Here is a 19,484-nt window from a genome sequence, read left to right on the forward strand (position 1 = left end):
CCCTCCTTGGTCAGCCTTGTGCCTGGAGGCGATGCCCAGCCGGCCTAGTGTAATTGGACGAGGATATGCCTGGCTGTGGCTCCGTCCACGGCGATCCGTTCCGTGCCGTGGGCGACGACCCTGCCGCCGAAATTGGCTTTTTGGATAACCCGTATGCGCTCGTGCTCGCGAAAGCCCAACTCCCGCAGTCGGAAACGGTAGGCGCTGCTGAGGTCGATGCGACATATCTCCATGTCGACACCCAGCGGGCAGGTTCGCAGTGACTCGGTCATACTTGTGACAGTAGACCTTGGAGGGTGGCTTGTAAAGATTTATCAGCCGTTTTCTCACATGGCGCGGCCCGGCGAGTCCGACCCGGCCGGGAGGGTTGACCTGGTGGCTGATTCGCGCTACCAACAGGTGTATGACCGCCATGCTATCGAATGGAAGCGCAGTGAAAAAGAGACATCCTGATACGTCCGTGACCAGGGAACCGGCTCGACGGAAGGCGCCGGATGGGGCGCAGGGGCCGAAAGCGGGTATGGGCGCCCGTGACTTGTATGAGGCCCTGGTCCGTGCGATTGGCCGGGTGAACTGGTGGCCGGCTGAAAGCGACTTCGAGATGATGGTGGGTGCCATCCTGGTGCAGCACACCGCCTGGGGGAATGTGGATACCTCGCTGGCAGTCCTGCGCCAGGCCGGCTTGTTGGAACCGGTGGCCATGGCCGAGGTGGGGTATGACCGGCTGAGAGCCCTGATTAGCCCCAGCGGTTTCATGAAAGCCAAGGCCCGTACCTGTATTGGCCTGGCCCAATGGATGTTGGGACGGGGGCTGCGCCGGCCCGATGTAGGGCCATCCGCCGATCGGAGACTGCGCGAAAGCCTGCTGGCCGTTCCTGGCGTGGGTCCGGAGACCGCAGACGTAATCCGCCTCTATGCCTTCGACCAGCCATGTTTCATCTGGGACGCCTACGCCCGCCGTCTACTCCCCGCCGTGGGCTGGCCGGAGTGGGGCAGTTATGAGACGGCCCGCATCCAGGGGGCCGCCTTCATGGACCCGGCTGGTTTCGGATTGGACGAGCTCAAGGAATACCACGGTCTGATTGTCGAAGCCGGCAAGTGCGCCCGTCAGACGGGGGATTGGTCCTTCCTGGCAGAGGGGCCGAGCGGGTTTGACGGTGGGACGCCCGGCAGGCCCTCGTAGGCCTATCCGGCGTCCCACTGCCGTATGAGGGTTGTCCTATTCGGTTTGCGAATGGATTTGCTGGACGGTCTTGGCCGCTACCTTGACTGCTTTGGGGACCTGACGGGTGCCGTTGGCCTCGGCATCGTGGATGATGGTCCTGACGTCCAGGTCTGGGTTCTTGTCCTGGGTGGCGACCAGGTCGCGTGCCTCCTGCTGGCTGGAGACCGTGGGAAGGGTGCCCGGCATGGGCTTTCGTGCCGATTCCTCCAGGAAGAGCACGGTAACGAGACCGCAGGCGGACGTGAACATGATCCAGTAGGCAGGAGCCTGATCCTGCCCGGTCGCCGCGACCAGTGCTTCCATGATCAGCGGTGCGGTGCCGCCGAAGACTGCCACCGCCAGGTTGTAGGACAAGCCCATGCCGCCGTACCGGGAGGCGGTCGGGAACAGGGCCGGCAAGGAAGAAGCCAGGTTGGCCACGAAGAAGGTGACCGGTATGGCAATCAGGAACAGACCGAGGAAGGTGCTGGCCGAATCGCCGCGGGCCATGAGCTGGAAGGCGGGCAGCACGAGTACCAGGCCGGTCAGGGCCCCCATGAACAGGACCTTTTTGCGCCCGAACTTGTCGGAGATGAGCCCGGTGATGGGGATGCAGGCCGCCACGATCAGCAGGATCGGCAGGGTCAGCAGGTTGGACTGGGCCATGTTCTGGTGGAGGGTGGTGGTCAGATAGGTCGGCATGTAGGTGGTGAGGGTGTAGCTGAGCGTGTTCGCCGCCGAGACGAGCACGAACGCCATCAGCAGTTCCTTCCAGTAGCCGCGAATCAGGCTGATCACACCCTTGTGCTCCGCTTCGGATTTCTTGGCGGTGGCGTTCTGTGCCTGCTGGAAGGCCGGGGTGTCCTCCACCTTGGTGCGGAAGTAGACCGCAATCGCGGCCAGGGGCAGGGCCAGGATGAAGGGGATGCGCCAGCCCCAGGCCTGCATGGCCTCCGGGGTCAGCTGGAACTCGATCAAGGAAACCAGGCCGGCGCCGAAAGCGAAGCCCAGGTAGGAGCCGACATCCAGCAAGGAGGCGAAGAACCCGCGGTGGCGGTCAGGTGCGTATTCGGTGACCATGGTGGAAGCGCCGGCGTATTCGCCGCCTGTCGAGAATCCTTGGACCAGTTTCAGGAAAATCAGGGCCACGGGTGCCCAGAAGCCGATTGTTTCATAGCCGGGCAACAAGCCGATCAGGAGCGTCGCTCCCGACATGGACAAGAGGGTGAAGGCCAGGATGCGCTGGCGGCCGATTCTGTCGCCCAGCTGCCCCAGCACGATGCCCCCGAGTGGCCGTGCGATGAAAGTGACGGCGAAGACGCCCAGGGAGAAGAGGCGTTGGATGGCGGGCGAAGCATCCGAGAGGAAGACCACGCCGATGGTGACGGCCAAGTAGCCGTAGACGCCGACATCGTACCATTCCATGAAATTGCCGACCACGGTGCCGGCTATGGCCCGCTTCAGCGTGGAGGATTCCACTACGGTCACATCGCTCATGTGAAGGCGCCGCCGCCAGGTGTGGAAGCTGTACGGGTTCTGCTTCCCGGTCTTGTTCGCCTTGTTGGCTTTTCTGGCTTTTGCCTGTGCCTTGGCCTGTTCTTTTCGTGCCTTGCGTTCGGCCCGTTCCCTGGTCTTGTCCTGCGCCCCGCTGCGCCTACTGTCGGACTCCCCGTCCGCATGCGCCAGCGGATTCGTCCTCTTCGCGCCGTTCTTGTCGCGGCCCTGTTTCTTCATTCCTGCGGTTGTCTGATTCTCGACTGTCATATACCCTTCCCCGGCCCGCCTGGCCGTGGTTCTGGTCTTGTCCGATTCGCTCTGTTCCTGGGCTGCCGTCCTTCTTCACAAAAATGTCATAATAATGCAGTTTATCACCGTTGGACCGCCTGGCCGCGGGGGAGGGGAGTCCCGTTTCGGGTATTGGTCGCTGTCTGAGTCGCGTATATGGCCGATTGCCGCCCCTCCGAGCATGCTTCAGCCCGGCGCTGGTCTGCCGGTGGTTTCGCCCACTGAGAGAACCTGGCGTCGGGCTGCATGCGGATTGGAAGGGTCACGTCCGGTGCGTCTGCCTGCTGCCTTGCGCGGCGGCTGGCGTCAGGACTTGAGGAAGCCCGGGTCGGCGAATTCGGGGTTCGGATAGTGGTAGAAGCCCTCCCCCGACTCACGGCCGAGCTTGCCTTCATCCAGCATTTCCTTCACCTTCGCAAGGAAGGGCTGGGCCTGCGGGTTGTCGCCCGACTGGTCCTTGGTGATGTTGTAGCAGGTGCGCAGGCCCACCACGTCCAAGATTCCGAAAGGACCCATGGGGGCGCCGGTGCCGACCATCCAGGTCTTGTCGATGGTGTGGGGGTCGGCGATGTCGTTGCCCCACAAGTAGCCGCCCGCGTTCAAGAGCGGGATCAGCAGGGTGTTGAGCACGTATCCCGGCTGTTCCTTCTTCAGCTCGATTGGGACCATGCCGATCTCCCGCGCGAACCGGACGATCTGCGCAAAGACATCCGGGTCGGTCTTCGGGGAGCCCATGATTTCCGCGGTGTTGTTCATCCAGATCTGATTGGCGAAGTGCATGTTCAGGAAACGATCCGGGCGGCCGGTGTCCTCCATATAAACGGAGGGCACGAAAGTGGAGGAGTTGCTGGCGAAGATGGTGCGCTCGGGCGCCATGGCTGACAGGTTGTGGTACAGGTCATGCTTGATCGAGGGGCTCTCGGGCACCGCTTCGATCACCAGGTCCGCGTCGGCGACCGCGCTGGCCAGGTCAGTGGTGAAAGACAAGCGGGACAGGCCATCGTCAAACTGCTCGTCGGTGGCCTGGATGTCATGCTTGTACTGATCCCGCAAGGCGTTTACGCGCTTCTTGACCTGTTCGATCGCTTCGTCGTTGATGTCATAGATGATGACGGTCTTGCCTTTGAAGGCCGATTGATAGGCGATCTGGCTGCCCAGCACCCCGCCGCCTGCTACAGTCACACGTTCCAAGTTCATCTGCGAACTTCCTTTCCTGGGCCTACCCGTCTTTGGGTCGGCTGGTTAAACACCTCATTACTTAATCTAATCTCGCGCGGTCAGGAAAGCCACCCGCATATTTCCCCGATGTTGTGGGGAATCGCACATCCTCGGTAGAGAGGGGGCTGGCGGAATGGGGCATGGGCATACCCCGACAGGGCGGTATGCACCTGGCCGATATCCATGTGGTGGTGGTCGAAATCGTACGGCGCACCATCGGGATCACAGGATCTGGCAGAATTCGATCGTCTCCTTGTTAGGGCCCCAGATGTTGAAATAGCGGATGCCATGCTTCCAGAAGGAGGGAATGGACTGGATCCCCTTCTCCTTGATGTTCAGCTTGAGTGTCTTGGCGTTGGCCCAGGCGGCTTCGATGTCCGGGGTGTCCAGGGCCCAGTGGTTGATGGCTCCGGTGGTCATGGGCGCCGTTTCGCCCTCCCAGGTCTCGATTGTGAGGTGCCCGTAGCGCAGGAAGGCGCAGCGGTTTCCGCCGTTGAGGAAGGTGCCCACCAGCTCGAAGCCCAGTTTTTCGGTGTAGAACTTGATCGTCTCGTCCAAATCCCAGGCGATCATCCCCGAATGCTGCAAATCCGTAGTAAAAGCCGTCATCGGTTTCATGTCCTGCTCCTTGTTTCATGGGTCAGCTCTGACCGTTTCGCTTTTTCCACCATTCTATCCGTCCCCATGTCGCTACGTCGCGCTTGCCGGAATTGGACGGGGTCTTCGGAATGGGTACTCACCCTGGCTTCATATTATTTTATGCTTTAATGACCGAGGGCATTCAGTGTGGGGTATGGGAGGATACTGATGAAAGCGCTCACGAATGTGTTGAGGCTGCTGACGGTTGTGTATGCGGTGCTCATGGCTGGGTCGGCGGTCGCCGCGGTGCACACCGAACCTCTGTGGTGCCTGCTGATGACCATCGTGTTCGCCGCTTGCCTGCTGGGCAGCCTGCGCTGGGATTGGTTACTGCCTGTGGGTTTGCTGGGTCTGATCGCTGCTGCCATCGCCAACGGGTTGAGCATGTACGGGCGGATACATGAGCATCACTTGATCATCCGCATCCTCTTCTCCCTGATCCTCCTGGCGCTCTGGTTGGCCTGTCGGCCAAGCATTCGTCGTCGGTAGTGCCGACGGCGATGGTCGTTACGGATGGGGTGCCTTGCACGGTGGTATTGCCGCGGGACTGGATGTGGAGTGTGGGCGTTCAGCCAATGAGCTTAGTGGTTTCCACTTTGGCCACGTACCACTGGTTGAATTTGACCAGGGGTTTGCGCAGGAGCAGACCCAGCAGGAGCATAGGCGGCACGAACAGGAGGAGTTTGCCGATCTCGATCCAGTAGTCGTTCATGTAGATGCCGGCGATGGCTGCGCGCATGGCCTGCACTGAGTGGGAGACCGGCAGATAGGGATTGACCGCTGAGACGAAGCCGGGGAGCACCTGCAAGGGGTAGGCACCCCCAGAGCCGGAGATCTGCATGACCAGGAAGATCACGCCGATGGCCTTACCCACGTTGCCGAAGGAGGCCACCAATGCGTAGATGAAGAAGGCGTAAACCAGTCCGCTGATCCATCCCGTGGCCATGAACAGCCATAGGTGTACTGCGTGCACCCGCAGGAAGAGGAGGGTGCCTGCGCAGGAGAAGGAGGACTGGAGGAGGGAGATGACCGCGAAGACACCGAAGTGTCCCAGGAAGAGCTGGTGTGGTTTGGGATTGCCCAGGGATTCCCGGGTCCGGCGGGAGACTGTGATTTTTAGTGTGACCGCCAGCAGCAGCGAGCCGACCCACAGGGGGATGAGGGTGTAGAAGGGGGTTAGGGCGGCGCCGAAGGACTCCACTGGGTATAGGACCCTTCGGTTGAGCTTGACCGGGGCCGCCAGGGTGGCCGCCAAGGTTTCGGGGTCGTTGGATCCAAGGATGTGGCGCACCTGGTCCATGTCGCCGGAGGACAGGGCGCTGTCGAGCTTACGGGTGAAGTCGGTCAGCCGCCCGCTGGTCCTGTCCATGAGGGAGGCCATTGAATCCAGCAGTTCACGTACGCCGGCCATGTCTTTGGTGACCGCAGAGTTGTCGGTTCCCAGACCGCTCAAAGTGCCCTTGAGCTGGCTGCCGGTTGCGTCGAGTGTGGCCGTAGTGGCGTTGACCGAGGAGGCGACCTGGTTGATCTGAGGCTTGAGTGTGCGGTTGAAATCAGAGGAAACGGCGTTGATCGATCCTTTGGCTTGCGCCGCCAGATCCTTGATTTGTTGCCGTTGCTGTTTGGATTCGGTTGTTTTGTGGGTCAGGTTTGCGGACGAGGCGGTCAGGGAGGCGCTCAGCTGGCGTAGTTGGGCGATGATCGAATCGAGACGGTGGGAGACGGAATTCTCGCCCGTGATGCCGACAAGTGAATCTCGAATCCGCTGATACTGGTCGGCTTGCTGGCCGATCTGCCCGGCCTGGCGGTCCAGCCCGGCGGACACGTCGGCCACCGACCGGTCGGCTGAGTCGAAGGTGTTGTCGATGCTCCCGCCCACCGCCTCGTAGGAGGAGGCGGACTCGGCCAGGGCGTCGGACAGGTTCTTTGCCGTAGCGTCGAGGGCGCCGGTCACGTCCGTCACACTGCCCTTGGCCTTGCGCAGCTCGGCCCCGGCTTTGCCGGCACCGTCCGACAGTGAGGCGACCATCTGGGTGGAGGAGTTCAGCAGGCCTTGTGCCCCGTCATTCAGGGAAGCGAAACTGGTCAGCGTGGATGAGGCCTGGTTGAGGTCCTTGGCGAAGTCGTCCACATTCGCGGTGAACCGGGCCAGCATGTCCTTGGACTCGGGGCGGTCCATTTGTTTGGCGAGCTGGGAGGCGATCGACAGGGCGGTCCCGGTGATGGTCTTGGCGAACATCTCGTTGATCTGCCCGGACACCTGGTCGGCGCCCTGGCCTGTGACCTTGGGGGCCAGTGCGTTCGTTTTCTCGTTGGTGTAATAGGTCAGTTTGGCGTGTTGGACGTCCGCCGAGAAGAAGGTCATCATATCGCGGCTGAAATCCTCGGGAATGATGACCGAAGCATAGTACTTGCCCGACTTGGTGCCATCGATCGCGTCTTCCTTGGTTGTGAAGGTCCAGTCCAGCTGGCTGTTGGCGCGCAGTTCGTTGACCACCTGGTCGCCCACCGCTATCCTGATCGGAATCAGATTAGACTTATAGCCTTTGTCAACATTCGCTACGGCGAATTTGAGGTTCTTGGTGTTGGAGAAAGGATCCCAGGAGGCCGCTACATTGAACCAGGTGAACAGGCCGGGGATGACGATCAGCCCGATTACGATGATGATCGAGACGATGTTGGAGGTGATCCGTTTGAGGTCACCGGTGAACAGTTTCCACATGGCGCTCATGCTCGTTGGTCCCCCGTTCGTCTGCCGTCGTGGTCTTGGCGGGCCGTTTCGTCACCCATCTCCCTGCCGGTGGGCAGGCTGATCGTATCGGCTGCGTCGGCTTCATCTCGGTCGTTGCTTCCGTCGTCCGGGTTTGTTGCGGCAGGGGCTGGGACGGCAGGGGGCACAGGCAATGGTGCGGTGGCCGCCCTCCTGGCCCTGCCGCCCCTGCGGCGGGGCCGGTCGTAGCCATAGACCATGCCGCGGATGTCCTGGTCAGACAGGGTGCCCAGCCTGATTTGGCGCACCACGCTGTCGCGCATCATCTCAATCGTCATCAGGAAGGCGATAATGATCAGGATCCAGATGATCCAGGCGGCCAGGGCCGTGACCATCGTGCCGGATGTGAAGGAGAAGGTGACCGCAAGGATCGCGGGCACGGCGATGCCGGCGACCAGGGCACCGCGCTTCAAACGCGGATAGAGCCGGGCGAAGCGGGTGGCGCGGGCCACAATCGCCTGCCGGTACTCGTCCTTGTTGGCCAGCACGGCCAGGGCCTGTGCCAGGGGGAACTCGTTGCTGATGCGCTCGACCGGTTCCCCGACGAGCATGTCCGAGCTGTCGATTTCTCGGGCGAAGAGGCGGTTGAGATTGTTCAGCCGTGGCCGGCCGAACAGGCCCAGCAGGAAGAAGAGGAGGGCGAAGACCCCGAGCTTGGCCAGATCGACACCCCAGTCATTGTGATAGAAGCCGCCGATGGTCTCGCGTAGGGCGTTGATCGAATAGGTGAATGGGAAGAATGGGTAGAGGCGGCGGAAGAAGGAAGGCATCATCTCGATCGGGTACAGGCCCGAGGCACCGGGAATCTGCAGGATGACCAGGACGATGCATAGACCTTTGCCCACATGCATGAAGGTCGTGGACAGGGCGTAGGTGATCGATAGATAGACCAGGGAGGCAATCACACCGGTCAGCACGAACAGGGGCGCCGAAGCGGTCTGCACACCGATCGCCATGGTGCCGATGGTGGTGGCCAGGCCCTGAAGGGCCGCCAGCGGAGCCAAGAGGAGCCATCGACCCCAGTATCGTTCGCCGGGAGTGGGGTCATCCAGTCCTTCGTCGTCCACCTCCAGCTTGACGATGACCATGAGCACGAAGGCTCCCACCCAAAGGGAAAGGTTAACGAAAAGCGGAGCCATGCCGGTACCGTAAGAAGCCACGGGGTAGACCACCTTGGTGTCCAGGACGGTGGGGGAAAGCATGAAGTCGGCCACCTTGCCCACATCCAGTCTCCCGTTCCGGCCGAAGACCTGAGCGAGGGCGTTGGAGGAGCCCAAGGCGCCGATATCGGTGGAGAGGGTCGTCAACTTGCCTTGCAGGCCGGAAAGATAGGAGTCTGTGGAGGACAGGGACTGGCGGGTGGAGGCAGCGGCCCGGTCCAGTTGATCCAGGATGGCCTTGGCTTGTGTGACCGTTGTCCCTTGGGCGTTCAGGCCCGCCCCCAGACCCCCGGATGCCGAGGACAGGCCTGTCAGACCGTTGTTGAGCTGAGGCAGGGCGCCGGAGATGATGTTCTTGCGGGCGGCGCCGTTGGCGGACAAGGTGGTTTGCGTGGCATGGTTGAGCGTGTCCGCCAGGGATGCGGTGGAGGATACCGTCGCCCCGGTGTCCTTGTTGAACCGGTCCAGGCCGGCGATGGACTGCCCCAGGGACTGATTCTGCGCTTTGAGGTTGTTGATTATGCCGGTCGTACCGGGTAGGCCGAGGTCCTCCAGGTCACTGATGATCTGGGCATTGGATTGGTTGATCTGCCTGGCCTGGCCAAGTGCGGAGCCCACTTCGCCGTTTGCTTCGGTCAGGATCCCCGTCACTGTGGAGACTGAGACGTTGGCCTGGCCGCTGGCCTGGCTGAGCAGCGATGACGCCTGGTCCAGATTGGTGGTGGAGGAGGTGATGAAACCGTTCAGTCCGCCCTGTGTCTGCCCCAGCAGGGAGGAGGCTGAGGACAGCCCCTGTGATGTCTCGTCCTGCAGCTTGCTCACCTGGTCGAGGGCCGTGCGGGCCGTCCGGGTCTTATTGGGGACCTGGTCCAGCTGGCCGCTTACGTCGCTTATCGTGGAGCGTGCCTTGCCAATGCTGGACTGCACTGCCGCGAGGTCGCCCATGGCCTGGTTGCTGGCGGAGCGGCCGGCTTGGTCCAGTTTGTCGCCGGTGGTGTTCACGGCATTGGAGACCACGCTCGAAACGGTCGAGACGAAAGTGTTGTTGACCTGCTTGTCCACAGTGGCGGCACCGGTGTCGGTCACCTTCGTGGCGATCGCGTTCGCCTTCTCGTTCACGTAGTACTTGAGCTGGGGCCGGGCCGAGCCGTCGGTCACAACCCCGGAAAGCTGGCGGCTGAAGTCCTTGGGGATCACGATGGCCGCATAGCTTTCGCCCGACCTGACCTGGTCCATGGCCTTGTCGTGGTCCACGAACTGCCAGCCCAGCTGCTTGTTGTCCTTGAGCTGGGAGACGATCTGCCCGCCCAGGTTGACCTTGCCCATGATGTCGCTGTCAGCGCCCCGGTCCTCGTTCACCACGGCCACGCGTATGTTGAGCGTATTGCCGTAGGGGTCCCAGAAGCCGCGAACATTGAACCAGGCGTACAGCGGGGGGATGAAGACGAGCCCGAACATGATCACCCAGGCCGCGGGCACGCGAAGCAGACGCAGTGCGTCGCGTTTGACGATGGCAAGCACGTTCCTCATGGTCCTGTATCGTCTTCCCTTCGGATTCGTCTCGGGTTCGGCCGCTGAGACCGTGCGCCAGGTATGGCGACCTGACGAGCATACTAAAAGTCTTATGGTAGTAGCGCGGAGATACAAAAATATGGGGAGGCGCTCCGCTGTTCCGGGCTTACTCCCGCAAGCCTTCCGTTTCCTCTGCCGTTTTTTCTGCCGGCGTAGCGCTCCATTCCGTTCTTGTGTGATTGCACCTTCTGCTGGAGGGGCGGCATTGATGGATCGGCGTCCGGTTGAACGGAAGCTGGCAGGAGCGCAAGCGCGGGAATCGTTTGGAAGATACCATATTTGTATGAGTATTGAAACGGTAAACAAAGGCGTCGGGTTGGCTGCGGCCGATGATGCGGATCGGGTCAAAGCGCTCAAGGCGCTCGCGGATCCGACCCGTCTGCAGATTGTGCGATACCTCAACCGTGTAAACCGGGGCGTGACCTGCGGCGAGATAGCACAGGCGGTGCGGATGAGCCCCTCTGCGGGCTCATACCACTTCAGGGCCCTGCGTGAGGCCGGTCTCACGCTGGATGAGCGTCGCTCCAGGGAGAAATACGTTTCGCTGGATAAGACGACTTTCCGGCGATATGTTCCGGGCTTTCTGTCTTCTTTGTAACCAACGGCCCACCGTCTCCGCGGTCCTTCTCCGGGGGGGGGGGGGCAGTTTTGCGGGAAATGCCATGTGATATTATTCAACAGTTCATGAACAGTTGAATAAACATGTCGCACAAAGGAACGCTTCATCATGCGTAAACAACCGCCACCCAGTCCGTCCTGGATCCTGATCCTGACCTCGCTGGGCTTTTTCATGTCGATGATGGATTCGATGATCGTCAGCACCGCCTCCACGGCCATCCGCCGTGACTTTGGCATAACTGTAGCCTCCCTGCAATGGGCGCTCAACGCCTATAACGTGGCGATCGCGGCTGTCCTCCTGGTCGGTGTGGCCCTGGGCAACCGCTTCGGCCATCGCACTGTGTATATGGCGGGCATGGCTGTGTTCGTCCTCGGATCCCTCCTGTCCGCCCTCTCCGGCGGCATAGCCATGCTCATCGCCGCCCGTGTGGTGCAGGGGGTGGGTGCGTCGGTGCTCACGCCCATGTCGATGACCATCCTCGCTTCCGCTACCCCGCCCGAGCGGCGGGGACGGGCACTCGGTGTCTATTCCGGCATAGGGGGGCTTGGTCTGATCGTCGGTCCGGCTTTGGGCGGCCTGATTGTATCCCAGCTGGCCTGGCAGTGGATTTTCTGGATCAACATTCCCATCGGTCTGGCCGGGATCTGGCTCAGTCGCAAGCATCTGCCCGCAGACAGGCCCAGCCTTGCCCGTATCAGTATGGCCGACGGGGTACTTGTCGTGGTCGCCTCGGCGGCTCTTATCGTCGGATTGTCCGACAGGAGCTGGCGTGCTTCATCGATTGCGACCGGTCTGGCAGGAGTGGCCCTGTGGGGCGTGCTCATCGTCCGCCAGCGTGGTCGGACCGAACCGATGATTCCGTTGCATCTGTTCCACTCGCCCTCCTTCGACGGTGGTAATCTGGCGACTTTCCTCTTGTATGCCTCCATGTATGGCGTGGTGTTCTTCCTGCCGCAGCAGCTGCAGGTGGTGGGTGGGGCCGGCGCCCTGGTCTCCGGCCTTGAGCTCCTGCCCTGGACGGGGACGCTGGTGCTTATAGCCCCATTGGCGGGTGATTGGGTGGATCGGTTCGGGGAACGGATGGTCGCCGCCGCAGGCCTGTTGCTGCAAGGCCTGGGTTACCTCTGGATTGCGCTGGTGTCGGGAACCCGGACCTCCTATCTGGCCTTGGTCGTACCGCTGGTCATGTCCGGCGCCGGTTTGTCCATGGGCGGCCCGGCTTTGCAGAAAGCCGTCCTGGGTGCAGTGGCGCCAGCCGACAGCGGAAAGGCCTCGGGTATATACAACATGTCCCGTCTTTTCGGTGGTGCGGTGGGGGGTCGCTGTCTCGGTGCTGGTCTTTTACTCCCGGGGCAGCGCGTCTTCGGCGGGTGCTTTCGCCTCCGGCTTCCGGGCGGCGATGCTGGTCGCCGCCCTGTTATCCCTGCTGGGTTTGCCTGCCGCCATGGCCATCGGACGCGTGAAGGCTCCGATGGACGGCAGGTGAAGGCATAAGCCGTTCCTTGTACGGTCCATGGGCAGGCTGCCGCATGCTAGTTTCCCAGGCCCATAGGGCTCGCCATCCCCCGGTCCGTGGCTCCCAAGCCATGACGGGGCATTCCGCTCGGTTCACCTCGGGCACGTTCGCCGTTCTTGATCCTCGGTCGAATATGCGAAGCCCCTCCCGGCTGAGGCAGGGAGGGGCTTCTGCTTTGCGGCCAGCCGGGCGGTGTTACTCGGCGGTCTGCACCTTGTCGGAAATGCTGCGACGTACGGCTAGGACGATGAGCAGGGCCAGGACGGCGGCCGCGCCCATGACCAGGAACATGTTCGAGGCCTGGGCTTCGGCACCGGGCTGGATGCCCAGGAAGCCCTTGGATCCGAAACCGTCGTTGGCCATCAGGCCGCTGTAGGCAGCCATGCCGATGGAGGCAGAGGTGTTCATCATCAAATCGCCGATACCAACGCCACGGCCGTTCTCGTCCTGGGGCAGTGTGACCGAGAAGGAGTCATAGAGCGGCGTGTAGGACATGGTGATGCCGGCGATGAAGACACAGGCCATGATGGTCAGCAGCCAGAAACCCTTGGTGATCAGGAGGGCGGAACCGAATGCACCGACGGCCATGAGCGCCGCCGAGAGCAGCAGCATGGGGACCCGGCCCATCGCGGCGATGATCGCGCCGGACACGCAGCCCACCAAGGTGGCCACGATGTAGACGATCGTCAGGCACAGGGACACCTGGCTGAGGGAGATGTGGTAGATCTGGTCGCCGATTACGTTGTAGATCGGTACACAGGCGAAGTTGAAGAAGTAGAAGACGAACAGTGCCAGCAGAACGGCCATGTAGCCCTTGTTGGCCAGGAAGCGCTTGCTGAGGAAGGGGTTGCTGGCCTTCCAGACGTATCCGGCGAAGGTCAGGATGAACAGTGCCAGCATGAGCAGGATCCAGGGGGAGGGGAAGGAGAAGTAGATGGCGATCAGGCCGGCGATGACCGCGAAGAGCACGATGCCGAGGACATCGATGCGCTCGCCTGTACCGCTGATATCAGGCGTGTTCTTGATGATCTGTGGGATCAGGAAGACGGACAGCAGGGGCACCAGCAACAGGTACCTCCAATCAATGGAGGCAATGAGGCCGCCCGCGAGGACTCCGACCGCGGAGGATGCGTAGTAGACCGCATTGAACATGCCCAGGTAGAAGGCGCGTTCCTTGTTGTTCAGGTACTTCATGGCCATCACGAGGAACACGGAGCCGGCCACCTGACCACCTGCGGTTTGGATGATGCGTGCCAGGACGACCACCCAGAAGTTGAAGGAGCCGAAGAAACCGAGCAGACTGCCGAAAATCAGGGCGGCGACGCCGAATATGGTCATCTTCTTGGGGGAGATGTAGTCGCACAGGGTGCCATAGAGCATGCAGACCACGCCCAGAACGATGCCGGGCAGGGTGGAGACAAGAGCTGCGTTGGCCGACATTCCCAGGGAGTCGCCCACGTTTTGGAAGACCAGGTTGAAGGCCTGGATCATAAGTGTGCCGAGCAGGAAGATGGTGAGCAGGGCCGGCAGCGACTTCTTGGTCTTGGCACGGTTGATCTCGGCCTCGCTGGGGGTGCCCGGCTGTGCGGTGGCCTCCGGACTGGTGTTTGCAGTCATGTGAAGATGTTCCTTATCGATTGGTTGTTGTATCGCTTACTTGCTGGCCTTGGCCAGGTTCAGCAGGCGGTCCATGAACTGGGTGTGGAAGCGTTGCGCTTCCACGGTCAGGGCGACCTTGGTGGTTTTGGGCTCTTGGAGGATGCGGCTGGGGTCTCCGATGGTGCGTCCACGCTGGGGGCCTTCGGTCTCGACCATCAGATTGGTGGCCAGGGTGGTGACCAGAGTCGGGTCGATGGCCACGGCAGCAGCCAGCGGGTCGTGCAGGTTGCAGCCGCCTTGGTAGTTGTCTCCGTCCTCCTGCTCCGAAATTCCGATGTAATAGTCGGTCATGTCGGCCAGGAACTTACCCACGGGAGTGCCGGTCTCGCGCAGGGCTTTGGTGTCGTCCTTGGTCATCAGCACCTGGGTTGTGACATCAAGGCCGACCATGGTGATGTCGGCGCCACTGGCGAAGACCGCGTTGGCGGCTTCGGGGTCCTGGTTGATGTTGGCTTCGGCGAAGGGGCCGACGTTGCCGGGCTGGGTGAGGCTGCCGCCCATAAGGACGATGCGGATTTTGTCGACGATGTCGGGTGCCTGCTCAAGAACGGCTGCGATGGTGGTCAAGGCACCGGTGGGGACGATGGTCAGCTCACCCTTGGGGTACTTGCGGACGGATTCGATGATGAAATCCACCGAACTCCGGCTCTCGGCCTGCCGGTCGGTCTGTGCGGGGATTTCGGCGTTGCCGGTGCCATTGGCGCCGTGGAAAATCTCGGAGTCCGGCGGCACCGCGAAGCTTTCGGCCGTGGAGGGGTGGTCGATACCTTTGAAGACGGGGATGTCCTCGCGGCCGTACATGGCGAGCAGACGCAGGTCGTTGGATACGCCGTGGTCCACGACTACGTTGCCGTAAGTGCCGGTGATCCCGATGAGTTCCGCGTCCGGCGACGCGAGCACGTAGGAGAGCGCCAGGGTATCGTCGATGCCCGTATCGAGGTCCAGGATGATTTTGGCGGTGTCTGTCAGCATCTTCGCTCCATTCTTGCTTCCTCTGTCGAGGCTGGCGGCATTCTTCCTGGTCGTTCGAACCGGAGGAGCCGTCTGGTTGCTGCGGACCTGCGCACAGCTGCTGATAAAACGTTTTACTGTACGAGGCAGAGACCAAACTTAATTGCTGGAAAGCATGTTGTCAATTTGCCGGGGCCGACTTCGCTCTCCGTGTCGTCTGGGCGAACCGCCCTCGGATAGGTGCCGCCAGTCACCGAAGGCGGGCTACGCGGGGTTGGCGGTTGCAGGAAAACGCATAGAGGAAAGAAGCCTGAGAATCAGGCTCCGGGCGGGCTTCCTGCCGGCCAAGTGCCCCCCCTCGGATTCGAACCGAGAACCCACGACTTAAAAGTATGGCGGAATTATTAGCCATAATTGACGTGTCTGTTCAATTACAATTAAATCTATGCTTCATTCCTTCTGCGAACGGTGTCACTAAAGCAGAACCTGATCAGTATCAACAACCTATGCTAGACACTATTCGGGCATGGGTTGTCTTTTTTTGTCTGGTTTCTCGGAATTATTAGTCTTGAAAGACGTAGTTGTTCACAGCCGGTACTTGTAGCCGGCTTTTTTTGTGTCTGGGGGAGGTTGCAGGCATGGAGTATGCGTCGCATCGACAGCCGTCGCAGGAGTGGGTTAAGTGGCTGGATCAGTGGGTCATGGAGCTTCGGGTGCACGGCGATACCGGTAATACGATTGAGCATTGGTGGTACATCATTTCTCAATTTGCACGTGAGACGAACCTGCCCCCTGCCGGTGTCTCCTCGGAGGCAGTCTTGACTTGGGTGGGTAAGGGCGTCGGCGACAGCGCATTGCGGTCACGTGTAAACGCGCTGAGGTCGTTCTTCCGTTGGGCGGTCGTCCATGGGCGAATTGATTCTAATCCAATGGATATTATTCCAGCTATAAAACGAAGGAAAAAGAAACAGCTGCCTGCGCCGGCCGAGGCGGTAGTCAAGGGTCTGTACCATTCGGATGGCCGTGTACGACTTCTTGTCAGGCTTTTCAGTGATGCCGGATTGCGCCGCAATGAGGCGGCTATTGTGAGGACGGACGATCTGGTAGGAGACCTCACCGGCAAAAGCCTGGTGGTGCACGGCAAAGGTGACAAGGATCGAGTGGTGCCATTAACCGACCGTTTGGTTCGTGACCTTGAGTGCAGACCGGAGGGTTGGGTATTCCCTGGTGGCCATGGGGGTCATATATGTAATGACACGGCATACCGCCTGGTCAAGGATGCCACCGGATGGCCGCCCCATGCGTTCCGTCGGCGTTTCGCCACCGATGTCTGGCGGGCGACCGGAGATGTGGTCAAGGTGCAGTCGCTTTTGGGGCATGAGTCATTGGCGACCACGCAATCCTATATCTATGACACAGCCGACGATCTGAGGCAGGCGGTAAAGAGCATGCAGACTTACCGGCATCAGGATGGAGTACGCATAGTCAATCCTGAGCGCATTTTGTCTGCGTACGGGGTGCCACGGGCTCTGGCGTGTCAAATCCTTGATGCAGTAGAGCAATCACCCGAAGATGAGTACACGCAGAATTCGCTCTTTTAGGGGCAAAATGTTGTTATGCTACATTTTTAATGCTACACTTTTGTGCTATAATAAGCATATGGGAATGAGATTTGCGCCGTCAGCTTTCAGGCACGGCTATACGCGGCAAGAGGCGATTTATGCCATAGCGCACTCTGTTGGCGACGACCAGCAGGGTGACGATCCGGAGGTGAGAATCTACGTAGGGCACCCCCGCGCAGGCTCACTGGATGACGACTGGCTGGAAGTCGGGTGCAGGGAGCGGACTCATGAAGTGGTGATATTCCACGTCATGCGCCTGAGTGACAACTGGAGCTACTTGCTATGCCAAGATAGAGAGGAGAAATCATGACAGGATTCACCGCAAAGGAGATCGCGGAGTTTGACGAGATGGAGCGCAAGGTCGCCTCCGGCGAGGTGGCCGGGAGCGGTCATCCCAACCGCTGCCCCGGCGGCGGCGCGCGCCTCCTGATGCAGGCCACGGGCGCGGGTTCGCTTGAAGAGGCGGAGCGCATCGCTCTTGGAAGGCCCCGCGTGGGTGAGGAAAAGCACGGCAGGTCGCCGGTGGTGCGCTTCGTGGCGCCCGAGCGCGTAAAAGAAGGCGTGGAGCAGCAGGCGCGTCGCCGGGGGATCAACGCCTCTGAGATGTGGCGCCAGATTGCAGAACAATTCCTGGCCGCGAACAAGGCGTAAGCAGTAACTGGCGATACGGGAGTGTCTGACATTGGATGGTGGCTGTTCACCTTGTTGTTCACGCAAGTTGTATTGGGCACCTTCGAACTGGTGGTTAAATTGAGATTCCCGTTCCCCGACGATCCTACGGAGCAGACGGAGCAGACGGAGCAGAATGGCGAGTCTTCCACTCCACAACCCTCCAGTCTGGCATCTCAGATCAAACATCTGCGAATGAAGGCTGGCCTCTCACAGGACCAACATGCCTGCCGTCTGGGGGTGACTAGGGCGGTCGTAAGGGCATGGGAGCAAGGAGGCAGACGGCCGGATGCGGGCAACCTCCAGGCTCTGCTCGACGTCAGTGCCTGCCCGATGGCACAAAACCGGACGAGAGTGCGGCCGACTGACGGTGTGTATGGGCAAGCGGGGCCGCCGCCCCGCGCCCTGCCGAGCTGGATCAGCTCGACCATCGCTGCTGCCGCGTGTATTGGGCGCACTGCGCGCGCTCAATGCACTTGCCTCACAATGCGGATTTGCCTGGTAATGGGTGCCTGGCTGTTCCTGTTGCCTTGCTGGGGTGCTAAAAGGACGCAATGCTCCGACCCGAGATTTCCCTGGATTGTGGTCGGATCAGCGGTATCTGGAGTGCAGGGCCTGGAATGCACTGTCGCTGCCGCCGGCGCGTACCGAGGCTATGTCGGCCTTGACCTCCTCCTTGAGCTCTTCCAGGCGATGCCGGTCCGCTGGGGTGAGAGAGGGGTCCTGGAGCAGGTCGATCAGGTGGTCCTTCCGCCGTTCCATGAGGGCCTTGATATGAAGGTGGCGGTCCCTTACCTCGTCGTGGTCCTCGAAGCCGTAGCCCCTGGGACGCATGCTCACGTCCTGGGCGTCGTCGTAGTGGGTCATGCGCTTGAGGATAGCAGGGGCCGATCCGGTCGGACGCCGGCGGATTCTCCGACCGGAATCTCGAGTACGAGGGTATGCGGTTTGTTGGAAGATCAACGAGGAACAAGGGAAGGGAACATGCGATGAGAGAGCAACTGTCCAGGCTGGGGTCGGCCGGCGCACGAGGGTTAAGGAGAATTATGAATCGGCTGATTCGTTTCTCCGATTGGTGCGATAAGAACCCGGGAAAATTGGCCGGGTTGCTTGGTGTCCTTTTGGCTTTCGGTTACGGGTGGTTAGCCATATTGTGCTTATTCGGCCTAGTAAGAGTGGGCTTTGCGCTCGGGACGGTGTGGCTCATTGACTCCGTGGTCTGGTTCGTGGGGCTTTTACTTTGTTTGATTGCCTTGTATATCGTTTTAATGTGGTACAGCAGGCTAACGACGCTGTTGGATTGGGTGGCATTTTTTTCCCATGTAGCGTATACTTTCATCCTCCTATGGCTTTTTCCCGCCACCATCACCGATTTGCGGTGGGTCCATACATTCGTGGTGACGATGCCGGCAGTGATCGTGGAGTGTTTGGCTTTGGCCAAATTCGCTTGGGACATCATAAAAGACCGGGTCGATCAAGATTGGTTGGGGCATACCATACCCTTCGCCGTGTGTGGCATTCTCTGCGGCGTAATGACGTCTCTCCAGCAGTACTTTTCTGAACCGACTCTCGTGCGGGTGATTCCTCCGTGTGCGCCGCCTTCGCTGTATTCTCGGATTCTGGCGCCGCCGCGGACGGATGGGGCAGGATCCTGGATGAGCCTTTCCTCGATTCTCCCGGCTCTTTTCGCCTTCATCACCATCACCTATGGAAAGCAACTGTGCGACGACTGGGTGGCCAAGCTAAAAAGCCAAGATCATAATGACCATAATTGAAGAACCTGCCTTAAGTGAGATGGGGTGAGAGGCTGATCAGGGCCCTTCTTGTCGTTTCGGGCCGCTACAGCATCAGGTGAGCTGGATCTTGCTGGCTGGCGGTGGTGTCGGTCTGGGAATCGAGGCCATCGCTTCCGCCGCCCCGGGTGGGCGGCACTCACGACGGCCGCGCGCCGGCACGCCGGCGCCGCTTGGATTCGGACGGAGGGGCCCTATGGTCCCCTCCGGCTGTTTCCCGCCGGCCCACACCCCATCCGGGGTGTGGGCCTCGAAGGGTTGGTTGTCGGACCCCGTGACCATGCCACCAGGCCGCTGCGCGTCAAGC

Annotated in this window: 17 protein-coding genes and 1 pseudogene; 8 read left to right on the forward strand and 10 right to left on the reverse strand. The window is 60.9% G+C overall.

What is annotated here, in order from left to right; genetic code table 11:
* Positions 1-44 precede the first annotated feature (44 nt).
* A complete protein-coding gene (locus CRD59_RS06045) occupies positions 45-272 on the reverse strand; it encodes a FeoA family protein (protein WP_113853789.1) in 228 nt (75 codons plus the stop codon).
* A gap of 161 nt (positions 273-433) precedes the next feature.
* Here CRD59_RS06045 and CRD59_RS06050 point away from each other — a divergent pair, with 161 nt between their 5' ends.
* Entirely contained in the window at positions 434-1,183 is a 750-nt protein-coding gene (locus tag CRD59_RS06050; protein WP_236632767.1) for an endonuclease III domain-containing protein, read from the forward strand.
* A gap of 36 nt (positions 1,184-1,219) precedes the next feature.
* Here CRD59_RS06050 and CRD59_RS06055 read toward each other — a convergent pair whose 3' ends face one another.
* The 3 genes from CRD59_RS06055 to CRD59_RS06065 form a co-directional block, all read right to left on the reverse strand.
* Positions 1,220-2,968, reverse strand: coding sequence for an MFS transporter (locus tag CRD59_RS06055; protein WP_236632768.1), 1,749 nt, complete (start codon positions 2,966-2,968; stop codon positions 1,220-1,222).
* Positions 2,969-3,295: 327 nt separating this feature from the next.
* Positions 3,296-4,186 carry a 3-hydroxyacyl-CoA dehydrogenase gene (locus tag CRD59_RS06060; RefSeq protein ID WP_113853791.1) on the reverse strand — a complete coding sequence of 297 codons (891 nt, stop codon included), beginning with the start codon at positions 4,184-4,186 and terminating at the stop codon, positions 3,296-3,298.
* A 243-nt stretch (positions 4,187-4,429) separates the two neighbouring features.
* Entirely contained in the window at positions 4,430-4,816 is a 387-nt protein-coding gene (locus CRD59_RS06065) for a VOC family protein (RefSeq protein WP_113853805.1), read from the reverse strand.
* Positions 4,817-5,014: 198 nt separating this feature from the next.
* Here CRD59_RS06065 and CRD59_RS06070 point away from each other — a divergent pair, with 198 nt between their 5' ends.
* Positions 5,015-5,335, forward strand: a complete 321-nt coding sequence (locus tag CRD59_RS06070; protein ID WP_113853792.1) for a hypothetical protein — start codon at positions 5,015-5,017, stop codon at positions 5,333-5,335.
* A 79-nt stretch (positions 5,336-5,414) separates the two neighbouring features.
* On the opposite strand, the gene CRD59_RS06075 is transcribed toward CRD59_RS06070, so the two are convergent.
* Both CRD59_RS06075 and CRD59_RS06080 read right to left on the reverse strand, forming a co-directional pair.
* Positions 5,415-7,577 carry a YhgE/Pip domain-containing protein gene (locus CRD59_RS06075; protein WP_113853793.1) on the reverse strand — a complete coding sequence of 721 codons (2,163 nt, stop codon included), beginning with the start codon at positions 7,575-7,577 and terminating at the stop codon, positions 5,415-5,417.
* Positions 7,574-10,306 carry a YhgE/Pip domain-containing protein gene (locus CRD59_RS06080; RefSeq protein WP_113853794.1) on the reverse strand — a complete coding sequence of 911 codons (2,733 nt, stop codon included), beginning with the start codon at positions 10,304-10,306 and terminating at the stop codon, positions 7,574-7,576. Before CRD59_RS06080 ends, CRD59_RS06075 begins: the two co-directional genes overlap by 4 nt.
* 325 nt (positions 10,307-10,631) lie before the next feature.
* Between CRD59_RS06080 and CRD59_RS06085 the strand changes: the two genes are divergently transcribed.
* Together CRD59_RS06085 and CRD59_RS06090 are read left to right on the forward strand one after the other, a co-directional pair.
* Positions 10,632-10,946 (forward strand): ArsR/SmtB family transcription factor, encoded by a 315-nt coding sequence (locus CRD59_RS06085; protein ID WP_113853795.1) that lies wholly within the window; start codon positions 10,632-10,634, stop codon positions 10,944-10,946.
* A 129-nt stretch (positions 10,947-11,075) separates the two neighbouring features.
* Positions 11,076-12,461, forward strand: a complete 1,386-nt coding sequence (locus tag CRD59_RS06090; protein ID WP_201736567.1) for a DHA2 family efflux MFS transporter permease subunit — start codon at positions 11,076-11,078, stop codon at positions 12,459-12,461.
* Positions 12,462-12,678: 217 nt separating this feature from the next.
* Here CRD59_RS06090 and CRD59_RS06095 read toward each other — a convergent pair whose 3' ends face one another.
* Positions 12,679-14,100, reverse strand: a complete 1,422-nt coding sequence (locus CRD59_RS06095) for an MFS transporter (protein ID WP_113853796.1) — start codon at positions 14,098-14,100, stop codon at positions 12,679-12,681.
* Between the two features lie 36 nt (positions 14,101-14,136).
* Positions 14,137-15,114: a nucleoside hydrolase gene (locus CRD59_RS06100; RefSeq protein ID WP_113853797.1), complete on the reverse strand. Its 978-nt coding sequence runs from the start codon at positions 15,112-15,114 to the stop codon at positions 14,137-14,139.
* Between the two features lie 617 nt (positions 15,115-15,731).
* Between CRD59_RS06100 and CRD59_RS06105 the strand changes: the two genes are divergently transcribed.
* The 3 genes and pseudogenes from CRD59_RS06105 to CRD59_RS08375 all read left to right on the forward strand — a co-directional run.
* Positions 15,732-16,694, forward strand: a complete 963-nt coding sequence (locus CRD59_RS06105; protein ID WP_113853798.1) for a tyrosine-type recombinase/integrase — start codon at positions 15,732-15,734, stop codon at positions 16,692-16,694.
* A gap of 327 nt (positions 16,695-17,021) precedes the next feature.
* The gene (locus CRD59_RS06115) at positions 17,022-17,366 is read left to right on the forward strand and encodes a hypothetical protein (RefSeq protein WP_113853800.1); all 345 of its coding nucleotides are present in this window, start codon (positions 17,022-17,024) and stop codon (positions 17,364-17,366) included.
* Between the two features lie 90 nt (positions 17,367-17,456).
* Positions 17,457-17,699, forward strand: a pseudogene (locus tag CRD59_RS08375) (helix-turn-helix domain-containing protein); the annotation flags it as partial.
* A 276-nt stretch (positions 17,700-17,975) separates the two neighbouring features.
* Here the strand turns inward: CRD59_RS08375 and CRD59_RS08175 are convergent.
* A complete protein-coding gene (locus tag CRD59_RS08175; RefSeq protein WP_236632769.1) occupies positions 17,976-18,251 on the reverse strand; it encodes a hypothetical protein in 276 nt (91 codons plus the stop codon).
* A gap of 179 nt (positions 18,252-18,430) precedes the next feature.
* On the opposite strand from CRD59_RS08175, the gene CRD59_RS06125 reads away from it, so the two are divergent.
* Positions 18,431-19,159, forward strand: a complete 729-nt coding sequence (locus tag CRD59_RS06125) for a hypothetical protein (protein ID WP_113853802.1) — start codon at positions 18,431-18,433, stop codon at positions 19,157-19,159.
* Positions 19,160-19,231: 72 nt separating this feature from the next.
* Here CRD59_RS06125 and CRD59_RS08180 read toward each other — a convergent pair.
* On the reverse strand, positions 19,232-19,484 hold a 253-nt coding region (locus tag CRD59_RS08180; RefSeq protein ID WP_236632770.1), incomplete at its 5' end, for a hypothetical protein.

The sequence above is a fragment of the Bifidobacterium xylocopae genome (genome assembly GCF_003315615.1).
In the GTDB taxonomy this organism is placed as follows: domain Bacteria; phylum Actinomycetota; class Actinomycetes; order Actinomycetales; family Bifidobacteriaceae; genus Bombiscardovia; species Bombiscardovia xylocopae.